General features: G+C 44.7%; 24 protein-coding genes, 4 tRNA genes and 1 riboswitch. Of the genes, 19 read left to right on the forward strand and 9 right to left on the reverse strand.

Translation table 11 applies throughout. From position 1 onward, the window contains the following. Nucleotides 1-149: 149 nt before the first annotated feature. Nucleotides 150-1,025, reverse strand: a complete 876-nt coding sequence (locus MKX36_RS06290) for a Cof-type HAD-IIB family hydrolase (RefSeq protein ID WP_016818364.1) — start codon at nt 1,023-1,025, stop codon at nt 150-152. A 72-nt stretch (nt 1,026-1,097) separates the two neighbouring features. Continuing rightward, complete coding sequence (locus tag MKX36_RS06295) at nt 1,098-1,859, reverse strand: DeoR/GlpR family DNA-binding transcription regulator (RefSeq protein ID WP_340864421.1); 762 nt, start codon at nt 1,857-1,859, stop codon at nt 1,098-1,100. 246 nt (nt 1,860-2,105) lie between these two features. Here MKX36_RS06295 and MKX36_RS06300 point away from each other — a divergent pair. The 6 genes from MKX36_RS06300 (at nt 2,106) to MKX36_RS06325 (ending at nt 4,090) form a co-directional block, all read left to right on the forward strand. Continuing rightward, nucleotides 2,106-2,177: transfer RNA gene (locus MKX36_RS06300), tRNA-Glu, on the forward strand. Nucleotides 2,178-2,263: 86 nt separating this feature from the next. After that, nucleotides 2,264-2,339, forward strand: a tRNA-Lys gene (locus MKX36_RS06305). A gap of 15 nt (nt 2,340-2,354) precedes the next feature. Next, nucleotides 2,355-2,437, forward strand: a tRNA-Leu gene (locus MKX36_RS06310). 165 nt (nt 2,438-2,602) lie between these two features. Then, nucleotides 2,603-3,058 carry a MarR family winged helix-turn-helix transcriptional regulator gene (locus MKX36_RS06315; protein WP_017426529.1) on the forward strand — a complete coding sequence of 152 codons (456 nt, stop codon included), beginning with the start codon at nt 2,603-2,605 and terminating at the stop codon, nt 3,056-3,058. A gap of 186 nt (nt 3,059-3,244) precedes the next feature. Then, nucleotides 3,245-3,619 carry a helix-turn-helix domain-containing protein gene (locus MKX36_RS06320; RefSeq protein ID WP_016818372.1) on the forward strand — a complete coding sequence of 125 codons (375 nt, stop codon included), beginning with the start codon at nt 3,245-3,247 and terminating at the stop codon, nt 3,617-3,619. 87 nt (nt 3,620-3,706) lie between these two features. Beyond that, nucleotides 3,707-4,090: a helix-turn-helix domain-containing protein gene (locus MKX36_RS06325; RefSeq protein WP_016818371.1), complete on the forward strand. Its 384-nt coding sequence runs from the start codon at nt 3,707-3,709 to the stop codon at nt 4,088-4,090. A 116-nt stretch (nt 4,091-4,206) separates the two neighbouring features. On the opposite strand, the gene MKX36_RS06330 is transcribed toward MKX36_RS06325, so the two are convergent. Together MKX36_RS06330 and MKX36_RS06335 are read right to left on the reverse strand one after the other, a co-directional pair. Beyond that, nucleotides 4,207-4,428: a Rha family transcriptional regulator gene (locus MKX36_RS06330; protein WP_013369935.1), complete on the reverse strand. Its 222-nt coding sequence runs from the start codon at nt 4,426-4,428 to the stop codon at nt 4,207-4,209. A gap of 290 nt (nt 4,429-4,718) precedes the next feature. Beyond that, nucleotides 4,719-5,456 (reverse strand): urease accessory protein UreF, encoded by a 738-nt coding sequence (locus MKX36_RS06335; protein ID WP_340864422.1) that lies wholly within the window; start codon nt 5,454-5,456, stop codon nt 4,719-4,721. 262 nt (nt 5,457-5,718) lie between these two features. Here MKX36_RS06335 and MKX36_RS06340 point away from each other — a divergent pair. Next, a tRNA-Leu gene (locus tag MKX36_RS06340) sits at nt 5,719-5,801 on the forward strand. Between the two features lie 149 nt (nt 5,802-5,950). On the opposite strand, the gene MKX36_RS06345 is transcribed toward MKX36_RS06340, so the two are convergent. After that, nucleotides 5,951-6,436: a glutathione peroxidase gene (locus tag MKX36_RS06345; RefSeq protein WP_016820704.1), complete on the reverse strand. Its 486-nt coding sequence runs from the start codon at nt 6,434-6,436 to the stop codon at nt 5,951-5,953. A gap of 463 nt (nt 6,437-6,899) precedes the next feature. Next, nucleotides 6,900-7,071, forward strand: a riboswitch (cyclic di-AMP (ydaO/yuaA leader). 113 nt (nt 7,072-7,184) lie between these two features. On the opposite strand from MKX36_RS06345, the gene MKX36_RS06350 reads away from it, so the two are divergent. The 5 genes from MKX36_RS06350 (at nt 7,185) to kdpC (ending at nt 12,494) form a co-directional block, all read left to right on the forward strand. Beyond that, nucleotides 7,185-7,580 (forward strand): hypothetical protein, encoded by a 396-nt coding sequence (locus MKX36_RS06350; RefSeq protein WP_016820703.1) that lies wholly within the window; start codon nt 7,185-7,187, stop codon nt 7,578-7,580. A gap of 183 nt (nt 7,581-7,763) precedes the next feature. Next, a complete protein-coding gene (kdpF, locus tag MKX36_RS25375) occupies nt 7,764-7,841 on the forward strand; it encodes a K(+)-transporting ATPase subunit F (RefSeq protein WP_080561203.1) in 78 nt (25 codons plus the stop codon). A gap of 145 nt (nt 7,842-7,986) precedes the next feature. Continuing rightward, a complete protein-coding gene (gene kdpA / locus MKX36_RS06355) occupies nt 7,987-9,663 on the forward strand; it encodes a potassium-transporting ATPase subunit KdpA (RefSeq protein WP_016820701.1) in 1,677 nt (558 codons plus the stop codon). Nucleotides 9,664-9,715: 52 nt separating this feature from the next. Next, entirely contained in the window at nt 9,716-11,746 is a 2,031-nt protein-coding gene (gene kdpB / locus MKX36_RS06360; RefSeq protein WP_340864423.1) for a potassium-transporting ATPase subunit KdpB, read from the forward strand. A 19-nt stretch (nt 11,747-11,765) separates the two neighbouring features. Then, complete coding sequence (gene kdpC / locus MKX36_RS06365; protein WP_340864424.1) at nt 11,766-12,494, forward strand: potassium-transporting ATPase subunit KdpC; 729 nt, start codon at nt 11,766-11,768, stop codon at nt 12,492-12,494. 130 nt (nt 12,495-12,624) lie between these two features. Here kdpC and MKX36_RS06370 read toward each other — a convergent pair whose 3' ends face one another. The 3 genes from MKX36_RS06370 to MKX36_RS06380 all read right to left on the reverse strand — a co-directional run bounded on the left by MKX36_RS06370 (nt 12,625) and on the right by MKX36_RS06380 (nt 15,993). Next, the gene (locus MKX36_RS06370) at nt 12,625-13,833 is read right to left on the reverse strand and encodes an MFS transporter (RefSeq protein WP_340864425.1); all 1,209 of its coding nucleotides are present in this window, start codon (nt 13,831-13,833) and stop codon (nt 12,625-12,627) included. Between the two features lie 13 nt (nt 13,834-13,846). Next, nucleotides 13,847-14,389: a PadR family transcriptional regulator gene (locus MKX36_RS06375; RefSeq protein ID WP_016820697.1), complete on the reverse strand. Its 543-nt coding sequence runs from the start codon at nt 14,387-14,389 to the stop codon at nt 13,847-13,849. Nucleotides 14,390-14,673: 284 nt separating this feature from the next. Beyond that, a complete protein-coding gene (locus MKX36_RS06380; protein WP_019686568.1) occupies nt 14,674-15,993 on the reverse strand; it encodes an Nramp family divalent metal transporter in 1,320 nt (439 codons plus the stop codon). 435 nt (nt 15,994-16,428) lie between these two features. Here MKX36_RS06380 and MKX36_RS06385 point away from each other — a divergent pair, with 435 nt between their 5' ends. The 3 genes from MKX36_RS06385 (at nt 16,429) to MKX36_RS06395 (ending at nt 17,849) form a co-directional block, all read left to right on the forward strand. Further along, nucleotides 16,429-16,848 carry an organic hydroperoxide resistance protein gene (locus tag MKX36_RS06385; protein ID WP_117288617.1) on the forward strand — a complete coding sequence of 140 codons (420 nt, stop codon included), beginning with the start codon at nt 16,429-16,431 and terminating at the stop codon, nt 16,846-16,848. A gap of 123 nt (nt 16,849-16,971) precedes the next feature. Next, complete coding sequence (locus tag MKX36_RS06390; RefSeq protein ID WP_017426537.1) at nt 16,972-17,298, forward strand: hypothetical protein; 327 nt, start codon at nt 16,972-16,974, stop codon at nt 17,296-17,298. A 125-nt stretch (nt 17,299-17,423) separates the two neighbouring features. Further along, complete coding sequence (locus tag MKX36_RS06395; RefSeq protein WP_025364320.1) at nt 17,424-17,849, forward strand: thiol-disulfide oxidoreductase DCC family protein; 426 nt, start codon at nt 17,424-17,426, stop codon at nt 17,847-17,849. Here the strand turns inward: MKX36_RS06395 and MKX36_RS06400 are convergent. Further along, on the reverse strand, nt 17,846-18,634 hold the full coding sequence (locus MKX36_RS06400) for a DUF3153 domain-containing protein (protein WP_340864426.1): 789 nt from the start codon (nt 18,632-18,634) through the stop codon (nt 17,846-17,848). The genes MKX36_RS06395 and MKX36_RS06400 overlap by 4 nt on opposite strands. A 236-nt stretch (nt 18,635-18,870) precedes the next feature. On the opposite strand from MKX36_RS06400, the gene MKX36_RS06405 reads away from it, so the two are divergent. Genes MKX36_RS06405 through MKX36_RS06420 form a run of 4 tightly spaced genes read left to right on the forward strand, consistent with a single transcriptional unit; the run spans nt 18,871 to nt 22,440 of the window. After that, nucleotides 18,871-19,842 (forward strand): metal ABC transporter solute-binding protein, Zn/Mn family, encoded by a 972-nt coding sequence (locus MKX36_RS06405; protein ID WP_016820692.1) that lies wholly within the window; start codon nt 18,871-18,873, stop codon nt 19,840-19,842. 14 nt (nt 19,843-19,856) lie between these two features. Continuing rightward, on the forward strand, nt 19,857-20,621 hold the full coding sequence (locus MKX36_RS06410; protein ID WP_102998537.1) for a metal ABC transporter ATP-binding protein: 765 nt from the start codon (nt 19,857-19,859) through the stop codon (nt 20,619-20,621). A gap of 5 nt (nt 20,622-20,626) precedes the next feature. Continuing rightward, the gene (locus tag MKX36_RS06415; RefSeq protein ID WP_340864427.1) at nt 20,627-21,556 is read left to right on the forward strand and encodes a metal ABC transporter permease; all 930 of its coding nucleotides are present in this window, start codon (nt 20,627-20,629) and stop codon (nt 21,554-21,556) included. Beyond that, nucleotides 21,553-22,440, forward strand: coding sequence for a metal ABC transporter permease (locus MKX36_RS06420; protein WP_340864428.1), 888 nt, complete (start codon nt 21,553-21,555; stop codon nt 22,438-22,440). The genes MKX36_RS06415 and MKX36_RS06420 overlap by 4 nt, the downstream gene beginning before the upstream one ends. Nucleotides 22,441-22,588: the final 148 nt, after the last annotated feature.

Genomic DNA, 22,588 nt, shown 5'->3' on the forward strand with positions numbered 1-22,588 from the left:
AGGACGCTCGTATGCATGGTAACCATGCTTGCGAGCGTCTTTTTCGTCTAGATCTGCTTTTTAAGAATTGTTATATGTAAGACGGACATGTTGCGTACAGCATGAAGCAGCGTTAGCCTGAGTTGTACGCAGTACGCAACTAATCCCTTCTATTTCACAGTGTCAGCCTCGACGGTGTTGAGGAGGTTCAACAGAGCATGAGCAACGCCATCTTCCACATTGGTCAGGGTAACTTCGGAGCAGACAGCCTTAATGTCGTCATTTGCATTGCCCATGGCAATACCTCTTCCGGCCATCGTCAGCATGGAAATATCGTTATAGCTGTCACCGATCGCTACGGCTTCCTGCATAGGGATGTTCAGATAATTCGCGAGATAAAGCAATGCATTACCTTTAGACGCATCCTTATGCTCGACTTCAAAGTTGCGATCTGAGGAGATGACCATGTTTAGACCTTGAAAATCTCGGTAACGTTTACGCCCCCGTTCCAATTTGGCGTGATCAAAGGAGAAACAGAGCACATTATATATCTCTACATCCAGTGGAATCTGCTCATATGAAGCGATGCGGGTATGCCCGGTCTGTTCATATTGTTTTTCAGCTGCATGTAATAAAGTATCCAGCGAAATATCTGGGTTGGCGCTCAGCAAGCGGTCCATTTCAACAGCAAGTAGCTGATGCCCCTTTTGTGGAGAATAAATAGCCCGGTCTGTCATGACCTCATAGTAGAAGTCGTTACCCTCGAGCCAGTTCAGCACTTCAAATGTTTCGCTCCGGCCCATAGGAGTAGATGTTAGCTGGCGACGATGCACATCGTGCACAGTGGCGCCGTTTGCCCCGATGACGGGAGTAACCAGCTCTGCTTCCTCTAGCTTTGTCCAGGCATCATAAGCGGCTCTGCCAGTGGCAATCGTCACTTGAACACCTTGCTGCTGTGCCTTGCGGATTGCCTCTGCGTTGGCTTTGCTTATTTTTCCTTCCTCGTTCAATAGCGTTCCATCCATATCAATCGCAAACAGTTTCATTTCTCTCCAGCTCCTGTCTTCTGATATCTCTGTTATACATATTGTGCCTAGTTAGAGCGATTGGCTTCAAGTTTATGAGGGGACAACAACTTCGATATCATGGTGTTGCAAAATTTCCAGCATCGCCGGTTCTGGTAAGCGATCTGTGATCACGATATTAACCTCAGACAAATCAGCAAAACGATACGGGAAATTGATTCCGAATTTCGAATGGTCCGCAAGGATGATCACCTGATCTGCCTGTTTCATCATCTGATGCTTCAGCATACCGTCCTCTTCATGAATCAGGCTTAGTCCGTGAGCTGATATGCCTCCAATCCCGATAAAAGCTTTGTCTACAAAATAGTGAGACAAAGTGGCGATTACGGACGAACCGTATACATATCGGTGTTCTTTTTGGAGGCGGCCCCCCAATAGATGAATGGAGACACCGTCTTTTCCAGATAGTACGTCAGCCTGATTGATTGAATTGGTGATAACCGAACATTCCTGCACATTCAGTCTTTCTGCACACGCCTGTACGGTGGTAGAGGAATCCAATATAATACGATCCTTATCTCGTACCATACTGGCAGCCAATTGTCCGATCACTTGTTTCTCCTCAGATACAGTAAGCAGTCTTTCGTTATAATTTCCAATTGGATCGTGATGCAGTTTAGGGAGAAGGGCACCGCCGCGGGTACGAATAATTTTTTGGTGCTCCTCAAGTTTTACCAGGTCTCGGCGGGCCGTATCCCGTGAAACATTAAAAATTTCGCAAATATCATCCACCGAAATACGCTTGTGAAGCTGTAAGTAATCAACGATTTTTAACATTCGTTCTTCCTGATACATAGAAAGCTCCTCTAATATATAATCATTTCGGTATCTCGTAAGTGATTATAAGTAAATGTAAGTGATATTGCAATCGTTTATCGTGATTTTTCAGGGTTTAGATGATAATAAATAAGTTAATGTAAGTAAATATGCATTTTACAATTATATAAAATAGCTTTTTTGAAAATTTTAAAAATAAGTATTGCCATTTACTATTCTATTTGATATACTCTTTCTTGTCGTCAAGTTGGTGTACATTCATAAGGCCCGTTGGTCAAGGGGTTAAGACACCTCCCTTTCACGGAGGTAACAGGGGTTCGAATCCCCTACGGGTCATTGTTGTCTTTACAGACTACATGTTGCATGCTTAAGGGGAATTCCTGAGGTCTGATCTAATGGCGGACAGCTAGGATGAACAGCATGAGCCATTAGCTCAGTTGGTAGAGCACCTGACTTTTAATCAGGGTGTCGAAGGTTCGAGTCCTTCATGGCTCACCATTTATATTTTGTTATGCGGTCGTGGTGGAATGGCAGACACGCTATCTTGAGGGGGTAGTGAGCGTACGCTCGTGGAGGTTCGAGTCCTCTCGACCGCATCAATGGAATAAACGGAAAAGTCTCTCGCGTTAGAGGCTTTTTTTATTTGTGCATGGATGCAATTAAACAATGATTATGATGAAATAATGATTCCATAGTATAATATAACGCCATAATGTTATAGAATAATAAATATATAAACTTATGAAGTGACGGTGAAAAATATGGACACTCAACTGTTAGGAAATATATCAGAAAATATTTTGGGCTTGTTTCCGATTGTGAAGAAGAAATTTTTCACCTACGGTCCGCTTGATTTTCCGTTGCATTTGTCGCCTAATAACTTTCAGGTACTCTTGCTTCTGCGTGAAGTGCGTTCGTCTACGGTATCCGATTTGTCCAAACAACTAAATGTCTCTCGTCCAAACATGACTCCTCTTCTGGATAAGCTGGTGGAGCATGGGTTGGCTGACCGCCAATCGTGCGACTCGGATCGTAGAGTCGTGAACGTAGCCATTACAGAAGAAGGCGACGCTTTTTGTGAACAGGTGTTTCATACCTTCTCTAATAAAATTCAAGAGAGACTGGTGTATCTGCCGGAAGAAGATTTATTGCACTTAAGTGAAACGTTGAACGAATTGAAGCGGATTTTACTTAAAATCGACAACTCTGCTACGTGATTGGCGTAAGCGAACTGACTTAAAGACCGCCCTTTCTTCGGAAAACAGGCGGTTTTTGTTGCATATTGTGGTATAATGAAAACCAACATACATAATTCGGTAATTTTAGCACACGTGATCTTTGAAAAGGGAACAAGGGACATGATATCGTTATTTGGAGAGCCTGCTAGGGAGGAAGGAACTTCTATGCAATCTATTTACCAACGCATTGAGGAGCTCATTAAGGAACGAGGTATGACGAAAAAGGCGTTTTGCCAGCAGTTGGGCATTAGTACAGGGAACTTTGGAGATTGGAAAAGAGGAAAAACGACACCAGGCACGAATAAACTCATAGAAATCGCTTCTTTTTTTGACGCTAGTCTGGATTGGATTATGCTGGGTCGAGACGTGCAGAGTAAGGTGCTGAAGGAGTCGCAGGACCCTTATTTTTTTGGAGCTTCAGGGCAACTGAATTGCCAGGGGGGATCGCTAAGTGAGGCGGAAAGAGATTTTATACTTGAGTATATTGAATTTACCCGCTTTCGTAAAGAGAAAAACCAGCCCAATTCAACTACTGATTAATGTTTGCTGTGGGATTTGATAAGGACATTCTAATGTGTACAATTGAAAATTAATTAGAAAAAGCTACAGTGTCGGAGGGGAAACGTTGTGGGAGATCAAACTATTTATCAGCGGATTGAAGCTTTAATTAAGGATCGAGGAATGACCAAGAAGGCATTTTGTGAAAAGCTTAAAATTAGCTCAGGGAATCTCGGTGATTGGAGAAGGGGAAAAACAACGCCAGGTACCGCCCATTTGATTCAGATTTCGGACTTTTTTAATGTATCGCTCGACTGGTTGATGAAAGGGATTAAGCCAGGGGAAGGCGTGCTTCAGGAGCAGAAGGCTGCTTATTTTTTTGGGGTGATGGGGCCACTGAATTGCCAGGCTGAAGATCTTGAGACAGAAGAACAGAACTTTATTTTAGAATACGTTGAATTTGCGAAGTACCGTAAGCAAAAAAGAGAGAAGGACAAAACAAAACTTGAATAATCTATGGCTAAACGCCTGGGTGATAACCCGTAAAACGAACTGAGGGTTCGGTTTACGGGTTTATTTGGTTTCCTGATAATATGGCGACGCATTGGTTGCTGAAATGCTTGTTCGGTTTAGTGTGGTGTCGCCTCCTTATAATCGTTATCGTCGATATTCAGAATTGCAGCAACTTGTTTTCTGTACCTTTGTGCTTTGCGGGTGCCGTGAATCAGATTGGACAAGCGTGAAGGCGGAATATTATGTGTCTCGCAAAATGTTTTCTGATCCAGCCGAAGCTCGACAAGCCTTTGTTTGATGGCCCACCCGAAGGAGGTGACAGGCATTTTGTTGTTCAAGAGAAATCGCCCCTTACGGATTCTTACGGAATAATTGGTGTGATATAATAATCATCAGTAAACATGTTAGAATTAACCATCTAAAACTATGATACACTTTTATACGTGTTTATACAATCTTAAATACGGTATTTTGTTAAAATAATTACTTAATTAAGTGCAAAAAGTGAAAATAATCCGACTATGGTCTGTTATTGGTGTGAATTTGGGATACATGAATAAAAATACTCTGCCGCTTGAGAAAAGGGCAGAGTATTTTTATTGTGACTGCTAGATTGGTAAACGACGCATCAGAGGGATGCTGGAAGGTGTTTAAATAGGACGGAGGAGGAAAAGGGTCTGGATGCATTCAATTGGCTGCTATGGCTCATATAGGGTGGCTGAGTGATATAGGAGCTGGTCCGATGGCTGTGGAAAAGATGGCGCTGATATGAGCTTGGCGTAGGTTTGTTAATCTTCTTCCAGGTGGTAAGCAACTCGCTGGTCATATGATCGATAAGAGGATTTTTTTCCTCATAAGGAGGATTGAGCAGTCTAAAGGCATCTTCGATACAGAAGGATACCGCTGTGGCAAAATAGCCGTGAATGGTCTGTTCTATATCGCTTCCGAGGAGGGAGTTAATCCAAGTGTGGACAGTAGCGAGTGTGCCAATTGCATTGTATTGAGTGAGTGTGTCTTCCAGTTGGTCAAATGCGAGCCAAGGATAAAGAGCCTTGGTGAGCTTGAGCAGTCGCTGGCCAGAAAGTCGCGACTCTTTTACATGCTGCGAGGAAGGATGTTGGGTGTGCAACATTTTATCAATAAGGGCGATCCGCCAACCGTCATTCTGCTGGATGGCTGCATACAGACTTTTAATGGCCATGCCGTCAAGGGTTGTGATTTGAGGATACCAATCGTCTCGCATGTAATGTTTCAGATCCTGAAGACTGTTCAGGTGTTCGGCGCGGAAACGCTCCTCCAATCCGTAGAAACGGGTGAAACCACCAATAGGTAAGGAAGGGTCCAACAATAATGCGTAGTTTAGCAACCGGTTACCTTTATGCAGGACGGTTCGCCTCCTTGAAGTGAATATTTGTGTGATGTTATTTGACTTGAATATTGATTTGTAATAAGAAATCGAACATTTATGTAATATATTTTTACACTTACAGCTCTATTGTGTCAAATTAAATAATTTTATTGCTTATATATGTTATATAAAGTTACATTAAAAATAATTATAATATTCTTGTTTACAAATTGTTGCTGAGAGAGTATAATAAATCTGTTGCCTCAATACATTATGACATGCGGTCGTGGTGGAATGGCAGACACGCTATCTTGAGGGGGTAGTGGGCGTACGCCCGTGGAGGTTCGAGTCCTCTCGACCGCATTATATGCAGTACCCAGTTGAAAAAGCATCCTGACACGTTTTACGTGAAGGGATGCTTTTTTTGTTAAATACTTTTCGTCATATCCTCCCGTCACAGAAGCGGTCGTATGGACAACGGACCGCTCGTTAACTGTAATGCATAAAGATTGTCAGTTTTTCTGCAAAAGCTTCTTAATATCTCCTACAAGCTTGTCTGGAGTGGTTTGCGGCGCATAACGCTTAAATACGTTACCTTCTCGTGTAATTAAGAATTTAGTAAAATTCCATTTGATCGCTTTGGAGCCTAATACGCCTGGAGCAGTGTGGGTCAGGTAGCGAAATAGAGGATGTGCCTGATCACCGTTAACATCTGTCTTGGCGAACATGGGAAAAGTCACTCCGTAATTGAGTTGGCAAAACTCGGAGATCTCCTCGCTGGAACCCGGCTCTTGTTTGGCGAACTGGTTGCTGGGAAATCCCAAAATTTCGAGCCCCTGTTCATGATACTGGTCATATAGCTCTTGTAGCGCCTTGTACTGGGGGGTTAACCCACATTTGCTGGCAGTATTCACGATAAGAAGAACTTTCCCTTCGTATGTGGATAACGGAATTTGTGCCCCTTGTAGGGTCTGTGCATCATATTTATATACGCTCATGATATCCCTCCTAATTCAATATTCTACAATTAAATTGTGAACAATTCAACAAGGGGTTGCAAGTCCAGAAGAGTCTACAGACATTGTGCATTGTAAAATCGTCTTTTGTTCAAAACGGTAAATCGCACTTCAAATGGAGCAAATTGAGGTGTTTCTTCTTATAAAAGAGGGTTCATTCGATAATTATCTAGTACATATAGCGCATTTTCTTTCTTTTTTATAAATAAAGGGCAACCGTACCATACCCTACGCCAATATTGACATGCCTTTCATTTTCAAAAAGAGGTGAAATACAGAGTTTTAGAGAGATACGAGAAGCATAGGTTGGTTGTAAGCGTTATCCTTAATCTTCTATGCTCTAAAGGGTGATTTATAGCCTTGCCGTTGAGCTTTACAGTCTTCCTTGCACGGGTGTATGATTCAAGACGTAATTTCAAATTAACAACAATGAAGCAACAACGAATTGTCTAAAGCGCTGAATTTTGCAGTTGCAAAAGCGGGGGAACCAACGAGTATATACGGCTTTGCAAGCCGTGTGTCTCATGGGGTGAATTTTCCGGCCAAGTGCCGTAAATAGGGCGACTCTCACGTCCGAATCCGACAGCTAACCTCGTAAGCGTACAGGGAGAGGCAACAAACCGCCGTGTGCAGCCATGGTTTATTTTATCATGGAATGTATGAAGCCGGAGGAAGCCTTTTTCCTTCGGCTTCTTTTTGTTGTCTTTTTATACCGGGAGAGGAGCTACTGATGGAAGGTCGGTTAATTATTGTCACTGCACCGAATGAAGCGGGCAGAAGTTTTGTGAAATTGCTTATGTTCAAAAAATTGGCGTTTGCAGTTCTCACAAATAGCACCCAGGAGGAACGACAGCTCAAAAAAATGGGTGTGGAGCACATTGTGCGCATCAATACGATGCAAGCGGGAAAATGGAATTTTCCTAAAAAAGAAATTGGTAGTGTGTATTTGTTTGAAAACAGCTTGAATCTAACTTGCCGTTTCCTGCAAATATGTCGGCCACTAACATCAGAATTGATCTATGTTATTACGCACGGCTGTAATCCACAAGGAATTTATCGGGGATTGGGAGCGGACCATGTGATCTACACATTGAACGGAGAGGTGGGTTTCCTGCTGAACGGATAAGCACTTATAACATAGCTGGTTTATGATTTTATGATGGAATCAAAAGGGCAATCTGAAAAGCGATACGGAGGGTATGAACATGATGGATTTATACATGCTGCTCGTAATGGCTGTGAGTTATGGAGTGATACTGCTGTTTGTACGCTGGTGTGATGCGCAGACCTCAAAAGGAGGGCGAAGAGGATGATCGTTGTGCTAGGACTTACGGCTATTGTGTTCGTGTATTTAATCTACGCACTCCTGAATCCTGAAAAATTCTAGTCAACTATAGGATCGAGCAGGCGGGAACAGCAGATCAAGAATGCAGCATCAGAGATGCAGATTTTCGCAAACGTGTGCACTCAATGGATGGTCTGAATCAGGTCTGTTGTTCCAAATGCAGGAGCATTTTAAGGAGGAATAGAGGATGGAGCTACTGCAAATTGGGATTGTGATCATCATATTGTTGCTCTTGGTAAAGCCGATGGGCACCTATATGTATCACGTATTCTCGAATGAACCGAATCGGACGGATCGGATTTTTGGTGGAACGGAAAAGCTGATTTATAAGGCTGTAGGCTTGAAGAAACAGGACAGCATGCATTGGACCACGTACGCTATGAGTTTCATTGCAACCAATGTGGTGCTTGTGGGGATCAGCTACCTGCTATTGCGCTTGCAGGCTATACTTCCGGGCAATCCGGTTGGGAACAGTAATATGGAAGCATCATTGGCATTTAATACAGTAATCAGCTTTATGACCAATACGAATCTCCAACATTACAGCGGAGAAAGCGGGCTTACGTATCTGACGCAGATGGCGTTCGTCACGATGATGATGTTTACTTCGGCTGCTTCGGGGTTTTCGGTTGCTGCGGCTTTTATGAGGGGATTGACGCGGCGCGGTGAAGGGCTGGGTAATTTTTTTCAAGATTTTATTAAAGCCAACATACGGATTTTCCTGCCGCTTGCCTTTGTACTTACGCTGGTGCTGGTGGGATTAAAAGTACCACAGACGCTACAACCCACGGCGGATATTACGACTTTAAGTGGTACACAGCAGCAGATTGCTATGGGACCCATTGCCTCATTGGAATCCATCAAGCATTTGGGCACGAACGGGGGCGGTTTTGCGGGAGCTAATTCTGCACATCCTTTTGAAAATCCAAATCCTTGGACGAACGTACTGGAAATTTTGGCAATGTGGGTAATGCCGGCTTCGCTGCCGTATACATTTGGATTGTTTGCCCGTAATCGCAAGCAGGGCTGGATTATTTTCAGCTCGATGATGGTCTTGTTCCTTATTTTTCTATCCATAACGTATGTGTCGGAGAAAACAGGTAATCCGTTAATCCAGGCACTGGGTATGGATGCATCTCAGGGAAGCATGGAAGGGAAAGAAGTTCGTTTCGGTATTGGCCAATCGGCATTATTCACTGCGGTCACAACGGCGGCAACGACAGGTTCGGTCAATAATATGCATGATACATTGACCCCGCTAGGTGGTATGGCTGCTTTGGGAGAAATGATGCTAAACGTCATTTTTGGCGGCAAGGGCGTCGGGCTGATGAATATGCTGATGTATGCGATTCTGGGAGTGTTTATATGCGGACTGATGGTCGGAAGAACCCCGGAATTTATGGGTAGGAAAATTGAAGGCAAGGAAATGAAACTGATTGCAATTGCTATTTTGGTACATCCGTTTCTTATTCTTGCTCCCACTGCGCTTGCGTTTATGAGTCATTGGGGATATGATGCGGTCTCTAACCCCGGATATCACGGGTTGACTCAGGTGCTCTATGAATATGCATCATCTGCGGCAAATAACGGCTCGGGATTTGAAGGTCTTTCGGATAACAACGTGTTTTGGAACGTTACAACAGGAGCGGTTATGTTCTTTGGACGATATGTATCCATGATTGCATTGCTGGCTGTGGCGGCTTCGTTGAATGCCAAAGCGCCGACCCCGGTGACGATGGGTACACTGCGCACGGACAACAAGCTGTTTGGAGCCATCCTAATCGGAGTGGTCCTGTTGATTGGTGCGTTAACCTTTTTGCCGGTGATCGTACTGGGTCCTGTAGCTGAATTTTTGACCATGTGATGAAGAATGAGCATAGAAGGAAAATGAGAATGGATGAACGGGGTGCTTGATCATGAAGGAACAACGCAAACGCATGCTGGATAGAAGCATCTTGAAGCAGGCGGTCAAGGATAGCTTTATCAAATTAAATCCGATGATCATGATGAAAAATCCTGTCATGTTCGTCGTGGAGATCGGCACATTGGTCGTACTGCTCATGCTGCTGCTTCCCGGTTATTTTGGAACCGGCAAGGAAATGGGCTTTAACTTGGCTGTATTTATTATTTTGTTGTTCACGCTGCTTTTTGCTAACTTTGCTGAAGCGCTCGCGGAGGGACGGGGGAAAGCACAAGCAGCTTCCTTGAAAAAATCCAAGCAGGACTCACAAGCTAATAAGCTCGTCGGGAATGAGATTCAGGTGGTCAGCTCAACAGCATTGCGTAGAGGTGACCTGGTAATCGTCTCTCAGGGCGAAATGATTCCAAGCGATGGTGAGGTTATTGAAGGCCTGGCCTCGGTGGATGAATCTGCAATTACGGGAGAATCAGCTCCGGTCATTAAGGAATCGGGCGGTGATTTTTGCTCGGTAACCGGCGGGACGCGGGTAGTCAGTGACCGCATTAAGGTGCGGATTACGACTGAGCCGGGTGAAACGTTTATTGATAAAATGATTTCGCTCGTGGAAGGTGCACAGCGGCAAAAAACACCAAATGAAATTGCGCTGAATACATTGCTGATTAGCTTAACGATTATTTTTCTCATTGTGGTGGTGACACTGGCCCCGATAGCCCGTCATTTTAAGATTGATTTGCCTGTCCCCGTGCTGATTTCGTTGCTGGTCTGTCTGATTCCGACCACGATTGGCGGGCTTTTGTCGGCCATTGGGATTGCTGGTATGGACCGAGTTACCCAGTTTAACGTGCTGGCCATGTCAGGCAAGGCGGTAGAAGCATCCGGGGACATCAATACGATGATTCTAGATAAAACGGGTACCATCACCTTCGGTAACCGGATGGCGAGTGAATTCGTGGTTGTAGATGGTATAGAAAAGGCAGAGCTAGCGAAATGGGCAGCGATGAGTTCACTAAAGGATGAGACGCCTGAGGGACGCTCGGTACTGGAATTGATGCGTAAGCAGGAATACACGCTGGATGAATCCTTGGCAGCAGGTGGAACCTTTATCGAGTTCAAGGCAGAAACCCGGATGAGTGGTCTGGATCTCGTCGATGGACGAAAAGTACGCAAAGGCGCCGTGGACTCTGTCCGGCAGTGGGTTGTATCGCAAAAAGGCAGTGTTCCGACCGATTTGGAGGAAAAAGCGAATCAGGTAGCCGCAGAAGGGGGGACACCGCTGGCAGTGGCGCTGGATGATCGGATATACGGCATTATTTATTTGAAGGATACGGTGAAGCCGGGCATGAAGGAGCGCTTTGATCAGCTCCGGGAAATGGGCATCCGCACGATTATGTGTACAGGTGATAATCCGCTGACAGCAGCTACCATTGCACGGGAAGCGGGAGTGGACGACTTTGTAGCTGAGAGCAAGCCGGAGGACAAAATCGCGGTTATCCGCCGTGAGCAGGAACAGGGTAAGCTGGTGGCTATGACCGGAGATGGTACCAATGATGCGCCTGCGCTGGCGCAGGCAGATGTCGGTCTTGCCATGAATAGCGGCACAGTCGCGGCCAAGGAAGCTGCTAATATGGTGGACCTGGATTCTGATCCGTCCAAAATTATTGAGGTGGTCGCCATCGGTAAGCAGCTGCTTATGACACGTGGGGCATTGACAACGTTCAGTATTGCGAACGATGTGGCTAAATATTTTGCCATTATCCCGGCGATGTTCATGCTGGCTATTCCGCAAATGGGTGCATTGAACGTCATGAGGCTGGGCTCCCCGTTATCGGCTATTTTATCGGCGCTTATTTTTAATGCAGTCATTATTCCACTTCTGATTCCGCTGGCAATGAAGGGTGTAAAGTATAAGCCAATGAGCTCGGATCGGCTATTGGGACGGAATTTACTGATTTATGGTCTGGGCGGTATGGTGGTACCGTTTGTCGGGATTAAGGCCATTGATTTGCTGGTACATTTGTGGATTTAGTGCAGAAAGGGTGAGCGACATGAGTGGTTTTTATCGGATGTTGTCTGGACGCAGATTTGCTGCACATGAGAAAGCCGGGTCTGGCGGACAAGGTCATAACGAGCGTACAGGGACGGAGGCAGTGCCGGAAAATCAACCGGAGAGACAAGAGATGCGAGGAAGCACGGTTATTGGAGTGGCTTTGCGAACTTCTGTGCTAATGATCCTATTGTGCGGTTTGGCATACCCGCTGGTCAGCACAGGAGTGGCGCAAGTCCTGTTTCCGCAGCAAGCAAACGGCAGTATGCTTCGTGACACGGAGGGGCGGGTAAGCGGCTCTGAGCTGATTGGGCAGGCCTTTACCAATCCAGCGTTTTTCCAAGGCCGGGTATCAAGTATCGATTATAATGGAGCTGGTTCAGGCTCAAGTAACTACGCACCCTCGAACCCGGCATTGGTGAAGCGGATCAAGGATTCTATTGCGGATTGGCAGAAGCATAACCCGGATGTACCCATCAGTCAGGTTCCAGTGGACCTGATTACGAACTCCGGCTCCGGTCTGGACCCGCACATCTCGCCACAGGCGGCACAGGCTCAAATTCCGCGTATTAGTGGCTTGACGGGGATGGGGCAGAACCAGTTGGAGGCGCTGGTGCAGGAGCAGACAGAAGGCCGCAGCGCCGGAGTGTTCGGCGAGCCGCGTGTGAACGTGCTCAAGCTGAATCTCGCGCTTGAAGCGCTAATGAAGGTAAAGCCAGTTAAGTCATAGATGGATGAAAAAGGTATCCCTGAGCGATAAGCTTGGAGGATACCTTTTTCTATGGATTAGGATGCTCTGGGATGGATAGCTGCAAAGGAAGTATTTTATTTCTTATAGGTGATATGAATTTGTTGTTCACTTATTTACTTAGCTTTACATTGTTTGATGAATTTTTGGTTTTCCTTATGGCTGAAGCGAGTACCAACATGTATATTAATACAATCATACCAATGACTAAGTAAGATAATTGAATATTCATTAAATCGGTGAGAGTACTGCTCAAAATAGGGCCGATCATTAGACCAATCGAGTATGCCGTGTTATAGAGTGCAAAAGTAATTCCATAAGAATGAATGCCACTTCGTTGAGAAATATCAGCAAGTTGAGGTAAGCAGGGAGCAAGAACCATACCCATGCTAACTCCTAAAACAGCTAAAATAACAGCTTGAAGTGATAATATTGCTGGAAGTGCAGTTAGAGGAAGAGCAATGGATACCATAAGTAGACCGAGGAGAATTCCATTTTTATAGCCGATCTTGCTGGAGAATTGACCTATAAAGGGTGTTGCCAGGCCATAAGCAAGTGTGGGAATAGCAAATAACAATCCGATAACTCCTGGATTAGCGCTAAAATTGTGCTGCAGGTGTAATGGTAATGTTGGCTCAAGTACGCTTGGGACAGATGCCCCGATAATTACAACCCCGATAACCAAAAGCAAATCTTTATTTTTCATGAACGAAAAAGGAGATACGTACTTTTCATTTTTCTCTTCCGGAATATCGTGCAGGAGTACTAATCGAAGTATAGCATCAACGACAGCCAATGCGATGGCAAAGTAAAAAGGGAGTTGGTAACTTCCCCATTGATACAACCAACCGCCAATTGTCGGTCCGAGAAGGGTTCCAGCGGCTTGCCCAGATAACGCCAAGCCCATGGCTTTGCCGCGTTCTTCAGATGGGTATAGCTCAGCCAGCAGAGCGAGCCCTGCTGTCCAGGTCATTGCGGCTGCGACCCCTTGAAGAGCACGTGCCAGTACAAGCAGCCAGAAGGTGTGGGCTATGGCGAACATTAAAGTGGAAGCTATGAGTCCAATTAACCCCCATAACAGAGGAGTCTTTCTCCCAATTCGATCCGTTAACAGACCCAAAATAGGAGTAGCTATAAATAGTGCAATTGCATAACTACTGAACAAAAATCCGATTTCGGTTTGAGTGGCTCCGAGAGAATCTGCGTATCTTGGCAAAATGGGTACGACTAATCCATAGATTAACATGTCAATGAATACAGCTAATCCGACAACGATTAGAGCAGCCTTTTGCTTATTGTGTACCCCTTTACTCATTTTCATTACTACATCCTCCTTATGAATTTCTTCTGATTTCCTCTTTAATTTGCTTAACAAATTTTAATTGAAGCTCGCATTGATCATAAATATTTTTGAAAATTAGCATGACGTTTACAGGGATATCCATAAGTTCAGCTTTTTGCTCTTGCCCTAGTTTCATTTCTTTATAGATTTTTTCAATGGCTTGATGCTGAAAACTTAAAGCTTCTTCTATTTCATGGAGGCCAGCCTCATCCATAAAAGTCAAAGCTGTGTACAGGGCTGTTGGAAACACAACAGAAGTTTCTTTAAATGATTCGATTAAAAGCCGACTAAACTCGCTTTTCCCAGCCTCCGTAATAGCATATATAGCTTTAGACCGATTCCCTGTCTGTTCCAATGTTTCTAAACGCACAATACCTTCTGAGTCCAGTTTTTTTAAGGCGTGATATATGGAAGCTGGTTGCACATAAGCCCATTTATCCGTTTGTGCTGATTGCATTTTCTGTTGTATTTCATATCCAGACATTGCTCCGTATTGTAGCAAGAGCCCAAGAACCATTACACGTGTCGTACTCAAGATGATATCTCCTCCATAACTTTATTGGTAAATGTTTTATACTAAATATTTAGTAAAGGATTATAGTCGGATTATATCATTACAATCCAATGATGTATAGGTTTACAAAAACAGAGAGCCGTAAATATACGAAAGAAACAGTAGGTATTATGTTTTTTGTTGAACAGAATGCAGCGTTGATTCTAAGCATATTGGAAAAATAAATGAATAAAAAGAGGTATTCCATGGCTATTTTTGGACTCCAGGAATACCTCTTTTTTTATTGGTTACTTGCAAACAGTCTGTCAACCTGTAATCGTCTGAATAATGAGGACTACATTCAAGATAATGATGACAGCAGTCACGATCCAGGTTATTACTTTTTGCCACATTTTATTTGCAAATTCACCCATAATCTTTTTGTCACTGGTAAAGAGCAGTAATGGAATGATGGCAAAAGGGAGCTGGATGGATAAAATAACCTGACTTAGCACAAGTAGCTCTTCTGCACCTTTTTCACCTGCAATCGCAGTGACGATGACTGCCGGAATAATTGCAATAAGACGGGTCACCAAACGACGCAACCAAGGTGAGAGACGAAGGTTCAAGAAGCCCTCCATCACGATTTGTCCGGCTAAAGTACCTGTCACGGTCGAGTTTTGACCTGAGGCGAGTAATGCCACTCCAAACAGTATGCTCGCAAGTGTGGTTCCCAGTAATGGCGAAAGCAGATAATAGGCATCACTAATCTCTGCTACATCTGTTCTTCCTGCTGTATGGAACACGGCAGCTGCTACGATCAAGATGGCTGCATTAATGAATAGAGCGAACATGAGCGCTATACTGGAATCCCAAGTTGCAAATGTAATAGCTTCCCGTTTACCTGCTGATGTCTGCTCATATTTGCGAGTTTGTACAATAGAAGAATGCAGATACAGGTTATGTGGCATTACAGTAGCTCCCATAATACCGATGGCAATATACAGCATGCTTGGATTCGTCAATATTTGTGAGTCCGGTACAAAGCCACCCAATACGCCGCCCCATTCCGGTTGTGCCAAAATGAGATTAATGCCAAAACAGCCGGCAATCGTGGCCATTAATACAATGACGAGTGTTTCCAATGCCCGGAAACCTTTATTTTGCAGCAGCAAAATGAGCATAACATCAAATGCGGTAATGATGACTCCGTATAGCAACGGGAGACCGAACAGCAGCTTCAGTGCAATGGCTGAACCGATGACCTCGGCCAAATCCATGGCTGCAATGGCAATTTCGCATAAAAGCCATAAGCCGATCGCGACAGGACGACTGTAAGCATCACGGCACATTTGAGCCAAATCTTTACCTGTAGCAATACCGAGCTTGCCAGATAAGGCTTGCAGCAGAATGGCCATCAGGTTGGAGATTAGAATGACACTAAGCAGTGTATAGCCGAATTTTGATCCCCCAGCGATGTCTGTAGCCCAGTTGCCAGGGTCCATATAGCCGACAGCGACCATATAGCCTGGTCCAGCAAAGGCAAGAAACTTCCGAAACCAGGTGCCATCCTTCGGAACGCTCAAAGAACGATTCACTTCCGATAGTGAAGCGATTTCCGCGAAGTTGCCCTTTGAATTTTTCATACGCTTCACCTTCTTTGTTCATATTGAAATATATTATTAGTGACATAGCGATTGCGTTATCCCTATTGTACACCCACAATAGTTTTTGTCTAGTGCAACTTTTATGTGGTTAAGCAAATTTATCGTATTTTTGAAGCAATTGGCCATCTTAATTAAAACTAAACAATGGAAAAAACCAAGCTATATTGCTCTCAAGGGGCAGCTTGGTCGTTTTGAATTTTCTAAGTGTAGGCGGCTCATCAAGTTAGGGGCTTATAACATATAGTGTAAACATAAAAGAAGTGGAACTAAACGGTAAATAAAAGGGTTATTATCCCTTTTGAAATGATTCATTTTGCGTGGCTCGTTTAAAGTACATACGAGAAGGAAATCATGTATTAACATGATGAGGATTCCTGCGGAATGCAAATAAGATGGAGAAGGAGAGATGAAATCATGGAAGCGTTATACACAGCATCAGCAACGGTACATGGTGGAAGAGATGGTTCAGTTGCTTCTTCAGACGGGGTACTAAAGCATAAGCTAAGCACACCGAAGGAATTGGGTGGCGCAGGTGGAGATGCTACGAATCCGGAGCAATTGTTTGCGGCAGGCTATGGTGCATGCTATGAAAGTGCGTTGGCGAATGTGGCCCGTAAAGCTAAGGTAAAGGTGGACAATGTAGAGGTCACCAGCCACGTATCGATCGGTAAGGACTCAAGCGACGGCGGCTTCCAGTTAGCGGTGCGTCTGGATGTAAAAATACCGGGGATTGAGCGTTCCCAGGCGGAAGATTTGGCACGCCAAGCACATGATTTTTGTCCGTACTCTAAAGCCACTCGTGGTAATATTGATGTTGAACTCAACGTCATTTGACCGCATTTTTTAAAGATTTCACACACGGCCGCCGATGGATCGGCGGCTTTTGCACCTAAATCTTGATCCGCTGATATGTGCAACCATTTGACATCACCGCCAAAATTCATTAAGATGTCATAGGTGATTCTGGTCATCAGGTACGAAACAAATTTGAAAAATACGGGTGATATGATGTCTTACAGACCGAATATTGTTAATTTCACGCTGGCTGGTAGCAACGAAAAGGAAGGGCTTTATGAGTTTAAAATGAGTTTGGCCGATGGAACGGAGTGCCGCGTTTTTTCTCAACGTAATCCGGAGTGGACTTTGACGAATATTAGTCGACTGCTAACGACACCTTGCCCGGTATGCCATAAGGATTTTATCTGCAAGTGTATGGATCAGTTCCATGAAGAGTTTTTAGAGCAAATTAATGCTAAACAGCTGTTTGAGAAAGCATTGAGCTAGTTTTTCGAACAGGTAAGGATTATACAGTTCTAGACAAGCGTCGGATATTTTCGACGTTTTTTTGTTTATAATTGAATTGTTGCGTTTTCATGCCGTTGATTTCTCTGTGGAGGTGAAGTGCGTTGATGAACCAGTCTAGTCATATCCATATCGAACATTCCATTGTATTGGTGGATGGGGTATGCCACTTTTGTCAGGGAGCAACCCGCTTCATTATCAAACGTGATCCTAAGGGAATATTCCATTTTGGTTCCCTGCAATCCGAGGCAGGACAAGAACTTTTACGTGCAGGTGGACTGTCTACAGATCAACTGGATACATTCGTGCTGATTGAAGACGGTACGTATTATACAAGGTCAACCGCAGCTTTACGGATTGCCAAACGCCTTCGTTTTCCATATCCGCTGGCTTATGTATTCATCTTGATTCCCCGATTTGTGCGCAACGCAGTCTATAACTGGGTAGCTCGTAACCGATATCGTTGGTTTGGCAAGGATGAAGAAGATCAATGTCAGATCCCCCCACCAGAAATTAGGCAACGATTTTTTTAGTTGCTTTTTTTGTGTTTATTTTTGCGGCGATCATTACGAATCAGTAATATTACAGCTACTGCGATCAGTAGAAGACCCGTAACCGATACATACACGATATGGCGCACATTGGGTACATTGACCGACAATTTTAGCTCGTTAGACTCTAATGGAGCAATGTCCCAATAGAGTGTCTTTCCGTCATCCGACACACGGTCCGCATTACTGGAAGCAGGCTGGATGGGTAGGGAAAGGCTGAAGTTAAGATCCAGTTGCCGCTCTAGTAATTTACGTGTGAACACATTCATTTGTTCTAATTTATCACTCAGGCCACGAGCTTCTTCAGGAAGCATCCGAGGTAGATCGAGCTTAAGCGTAAGATCCATATTGGTTGTGAAAAAATGCTGGCTCACTGCGCGATTTATTTCTAATCCCTCAGGCAGATTTGAACCCTGATCGGGATTTTTTTGGTTTGTACTCCAATCCCCTTGATAATGCCCCTTTATTTGATAACCTTTTCTCCCCTGCTCCGATAGCGGCTGTACGTCTACATTGTTGCTTTGTATACGTTGAATTAATCGATCGAGCAGCCCCGGATTGTCCAACATCATCAGTGTCTGGTTGTTTACGCTGAACGTTGCATCCATATCTACACTTTGATCCAGATGAACATCTACATGAATGTCACCCCGAGCACAGGAAGTTAGGGTAAGCAGACAACATACCAGCATAAATATGAGCATTATTGTTCGTAACTGTATTTGCCGACGTTTGTTCCGATAAGGGCTGTATCCTGTTGGGTCCATGACCTGCACCTTCTTTGTATGGTTTCTTTGGTATAGCGACTGGATATCTTCTATATATTACACATTCGGAGAGCCAAAATCGAACGATATAAAAGAATAGTTAAGATTTATATCTCAAAAATGTTTCCTCAGGTAAAAATTTTAGTGTATACTCTAAAATATAGCGTAGTTAAAAAATAATTGTCTCAAGGAAATAGTTTGTCCCAAAACAAATATTAAGAGGAGGATTTTAAAACATGAACAAGCAGTTTAAGAAGGCTTTGCCGCAATGGGTAGCGACGGTTGGAGTGTTGTCTCTGGTTCTGGTTCTAGCGACGGCATGTACAGATGCCAAGAAGACAGAGCAGGGAGCTGCGAAGGAGGCTGGGCAAAAAATAAAGGCTACAACTACCATCGGTATGATCTCTGACATTGTCGGGAAGGTCGGCGGTGCTCATGTGGAGGTCACGGGAATTATGAAGTCAGGTGTTGACCCACATTTGTACAAGGCGTCTCAGGGAGATATGCGCAAACTGGATGAAGCCGACATCATTTTTTATAACGGGTTGCATCTGGAAGGAAAAATGCAGGACATTCTGGAGAAAATCAGCAAGCAAAAGCCCGTTATTCCCGTGTCCAAAAACATTGCTCAAAATCTATTGCGTGCAGCTAGCCCAGAAATGGGGTCTGAGTATGATCCGCATATCTGGTTTGATGTACAAAACTGGGTGTCTGCGGTAGAAACCGTCAGAGATGAATTGTCGGAACTGGATGCTGCTCATGCGGAGGATTACAAGGCCAATGCCGAAGCTTATCTCGCTGAGCTACGAGAACTGGACGATTACACGAGAGAGCAGATTGCCAGTATACCGAAGGCTCAGCGCGTACTTGTCACAGCACATGATGCCTTTGGCTATTTCGGAGACGCTTACCAGATTCAAGTAAGAGGCCTTCAAGGTATGAGTACCGAGTCAGAGGCAGGCTCACAAGATGTGACCAAGCTGAGAGATTATCTGGTGGAGCATAAAATTAAAGCCATATTTGTAGAATCGAGTGTGCCGAGAAAGGCCATCGATGCCGTTATCCAGGGTGCAGCTCAGCAAGGTCATACCATAAAGGTTGGCGGCGAGCTGTATTCGGATGCTATGGGTGAAGAGGGTACAGAAGATGGAACATATATTGGAATGGTCAAGCATAACGTGAATACGATCGTTAGAGCTCTTAAATAAGGAGGCGTAGACACATGGGACATTCACCACTTGTTGTTCGTAATTTATCGGTAGCATATCAAAAAAAGCCCGTTTTGTTCGATGTTTCCTTTGAGGTGCCGGAAGGCAAGCTGATTGGTATTATTGGTCCCAACGGAGCTGGCAAATCTACACTGATCAAGGCCGTGCTTGGGCTAATTCCAAAGCTCAGGGGTGAGGTGCTGGTATACGGCAAGCCCTATAAGCAACAGCTACTCAAGGTTGGATATGTACCGCAGCGGGAGTCGGTGGATTGGGATTTTCCGACGAATGCCCTGGATGTGGTTATGATGGGACGGTACGGCAGACTGGGCTGGTTTAAGCGTCCGGGAGCAGCAGATCGTCAGGCTGCGATGGAGAGTTTGGACAAGGTTGGAATGAGCAAATTTGCAGACCGGCAGATTAGTCAATTGTCAGGCGGGCAGCAGCAACGTGTTTTTTTGGCGAGAGCACTTGCGCAGGACGCTCAGCTTTATTTTATGGATGAACCGTTTGTCGGTGTGGACGCTGCAACAGAAAAAGCTATTATTTCATTACTTAACGATCTAAAACAGCAGGGGAAAACCGTGCTTGTCGTCCATCATGATTTATCTACAGTTACGGATTATTTTGACCAGGTTATGCTGTTGAACGGGCATCTGATGGCGTTTGGAGAGACCGCAGATATTTTTACCGAGGGAAATCTGCAACGTACGTATGGTGGACGTCTGAGTATACTCAAAACAGGCTCGGAATCCGGCACGATACTCGGAGTGAGGTGAGCAATATGACAAGCTTGGTGGCGCTTTTGACAGACCCGAACATGCAGTGGATTCTGCTAGGATGCATTTTACTCGGTTTAAGCAGCGGGGTGATTGGAAGTTTCATGTATTTGCGTAAGCAATCACTTATGGGAGATGCTTTGGCCCATGCGGCTTTGCCGGGGGTATGTGTGGCATTTATGATCACAGGCACAAAATCCATATTTGGATTTATGATTGGGGCAGCCATTGCAGGGATTGTTGCTACCTTTGCCATCAGTGCGTTAACCCGGTATTCGCGAGTTAAAAGCGATTCGGCGATTGCAGCGGTGCTGTCCGTGTTTTTTGGCTTCGGCATTATGTTGTTGACCGAAATTCAGCATAGTGGTGCAGGCAACCAAAGTGGGTTGGATAAATTTTTATTTGGCCAGGCTGCGGCAATGGTGTTGTCTGATGTCTATACGATGGCGGTAATTTCGGTGGTGCTCATCGGAATATGTATATTATTTTTCAAGGAATTTAAGCTGCTTAGCTTTGATCCCGGCTTTGCCCGTGGACTTGGTTTTCCGGCAGGTTTACTGGATAAGTTATTGATGCTGTTGATTGTTATTGCGGTGGTGGCTGGTATTCAAGCTGTGGGCGTCATTATGATGGCTGCTCTGCTAATTACCCCGGCCGTGTCGGCAAGATACTGGACAGAGAAGCTGGGTGTTATGGTATGCCTCTCAGGCTTGTTTGGTGCTATAGCGGGTCTGGGTGGGACCGTTATTAGCTCTCTGGGACAAAACCTGCCTACAGGACCATTGTGCGTGTTGTGTGCGACTGTGGTATTTGGTGTAAGTCTGATCTTTGCACCACAGCGCGGAATGATTTCCAAGGCTATCGTTCGGTTGAACGCCAGAAAAAGTCTGGAGCGGGGAGTCGGAGCACATCCAAGGGAGGAGCGTGCCCTATGAGTTCATTTTATGTGATTCTGACGGGAATGTTAGTGGCAGGGGGATGTAGTATCGTCGGATGCTTTCTCGTGCTTCGGAAAATGGCTATGATTGGTGATGCAATCAGTCATGCGGTACTGCCTGGTATTGTCATTGCCTTTTTAATCAGTGGATCGAGGGATTCGGTGTGGATGATGTTTGGTGCAGCCGTGCTGGGGCTTCTAACCGTGTATCTGATTCAGCTATTCCAACAAAGCGGTCTGCAAAGTGATGCTGCCATTGGCGTGGTGTTTACAACATTGTTTGCTATCGGTGTTTTACTGATCAGTGTGTTTGCTTCCAATGCTCATCTGGATATGGACCACGTTTTGTATGGGGAAATTGCTTATGTCCCGTGGAATACGATAGAGATTGCTGGCTTCGATATAGGTCCGAGGGCTGTGTGGATTACGGGCGCGATGTTTTTGATCAATCTGCTCGTGGTAGGGGGCTTTTTCAAGCAATTTAAAGTCACTTCCTTTGATCCTGCATTGGCAGCTTCATTAGGCATTCCGGTTGTTTTTTTTCATTATCTGCTAATGAGTCTCGTATCGTTAACAACAGTGGCGTCATTTGAGAGCGTGGGTGCAATTCTAGTGGTTGGCATGCTCATTGTACCGCCGCTTACCGCTTATTTGCTGACGGAGAAGCTGTCCCGTATGATTGCATACAGCGTCGGAGTTGGAGCCATTAGTTCAATCGTAGGCTTTTATACAGCAACTGTATTGGATGCTTCTATTGCGGCATGTATGCTGTGTGTATCGGGTGTGTTGCTGCTTTTGGCTTTTCTATTTTCCCCGTCTCATGGTGTGATATGGCGAAAGTTATTTCAACAGCGAGGAATCGTTGGCGAAAATAGCAAGTGAGTCTCGTAGGAAGTGATCCTATATGAATTACTCAAAATAGCGTGCAGACGGGCATAAAGTGCCTGAATGCACGCTTTTTTACGCTTATGCTAAATTGTGCTGCTTTTTTTGAAGCAAGCTTGTTGGGCCATCTTGAATTAACCGGGAC

This window comes from Paenibacillus sp. FSL W8-0439, assembly GCF_038008995.1.
GTDB lineage: Bacteria > Bacillota > Bacilli > Paenibacillales > Paenibacillaceae > Paenibacillus > Paenibacillus polymyxa.

Coding starts and splice junctions, on each gene's coding strand:
- MKX36_RS06370 (WP_340864425.1), bottom strand. CDS start 13,833: ATGAAAATGAGTAAAGGGGTACACAATAAGCAAAAGGCTGCTCTAATC.
- MKX36_RS06320 (WP_016818372.1), top strand. CDS start 3,245: ATGCAATCTATTTACCAACGCATTGAGGAGCTCATTAAGGAACGAGGT.
- MKX36_RS06315 (WP_017426529.1), top strand. CDS start 2,603: ATGGACACTCAACTGTTAGGAAATATATCAGAAAATATTTTGGGCTTG.
- kdpB (WP_340864423.1), top strand. CDS start 9,716: ATGAAGGAACAACGCAAACGCATGCTGGATAGAAGCATCTTGAAGCAG.
- kdpF (WP_080561203.1), top strand. CDS start 7,764: ATGATCGTTGTGCTAGGACTTACGGCTATTGTGTTCGTGTATTTAATC.
- MKX36_RS06415 (WP_340864427.1), top strand. CDS start 20,627: ATGACAAGCTTGGTGGCGCTTTTGACAGACCCGAACATGCAGTGGATT.
- MKX36_RS06400 (WP_340864426.1), bottom strand. CDS start 18,634: ATGGACCCAACAGGATACAGCCCTTATCGGAACAAACGTCGGCAAATA.
- MKX36_RS06405 (WP_016820692.1), top strand. CDS start 18,871: ATGAACAAGCAGTTTAAGAAGGCTTTGCCGCAATGGGTAGCGACGGTT.
- MKX36_RS06420 (WP_340864428.1), top strand. CDS start 21,553: ATGAGTTCATTTTATGTGATTCTGACGGGAATGTTAGTGGCAGGGGGA.
- MKX36_RS06350 (WP_016820703.1), top strand. CDS start 7,185: ATGGAAGGTCGGTTAATTATTGTCACTGCACCGAATGAAGCGGGCAGA.
- MKX36_RS06395 (WP_025364320.1), top strand. CDS start 17,424: ATGAACCAGTCTAGTCATATCCATATCGAACATTCCATTGTATTGGTG.
- MKX36_RS06380 (WP_019686568.1), bottom strand. CDS start 15,993: ATGAAAAATTCAAAGGGCAACTTCGCGGAAATCGCTTCACTATCGGAA.
- MKX36_RS06290 (WP_016818364.1), bottom strand. CDS start 1,025: ATGAAACTGTTTGCGATTGATATGGATGGAACGCTATTGAACGAGGAA.
- kdpA (WP_016820701.1), top strand. CDS start 7,987: ATGGAGCTACTGCAAATTGGGATTGTGATCATCATATTGTTGCTCTTG.
- kdpC (WP_340864424.1), top strand. CDS start 11,766: ATGAGTGGTTTTTATCGGATGTTGTCTGGACGCAGATTTGCTGCACAT.
- MKX36_RS06410 (WP_102998537.1), top strand. CDS start 19,857: ATGGGACATTCACCACTTGTTGTTCGTAATTTATCGGTAGCATATCAA.
- MKX36_RS06295 (WP_340864421.1), bottom strand. CDS start 1,859: ATGTATCAGGAAGAACGAATGTTAAAAATCGTTGATTACTTACAGCTT.
- MKX36_RS06385 (WP_117288617.1), top strand. CDS start 16,429: ATGGAAGCGTTATACACAGCATCAGCAACGGTACATGGTGGAAGAGAT.
- MKX36_RS06345 (WP_016820704.1), bottom strand. CDS start 6,436: ATGAGCGTATATAAATATGATGCACAGACCCTACAAGGGGCACAAATT.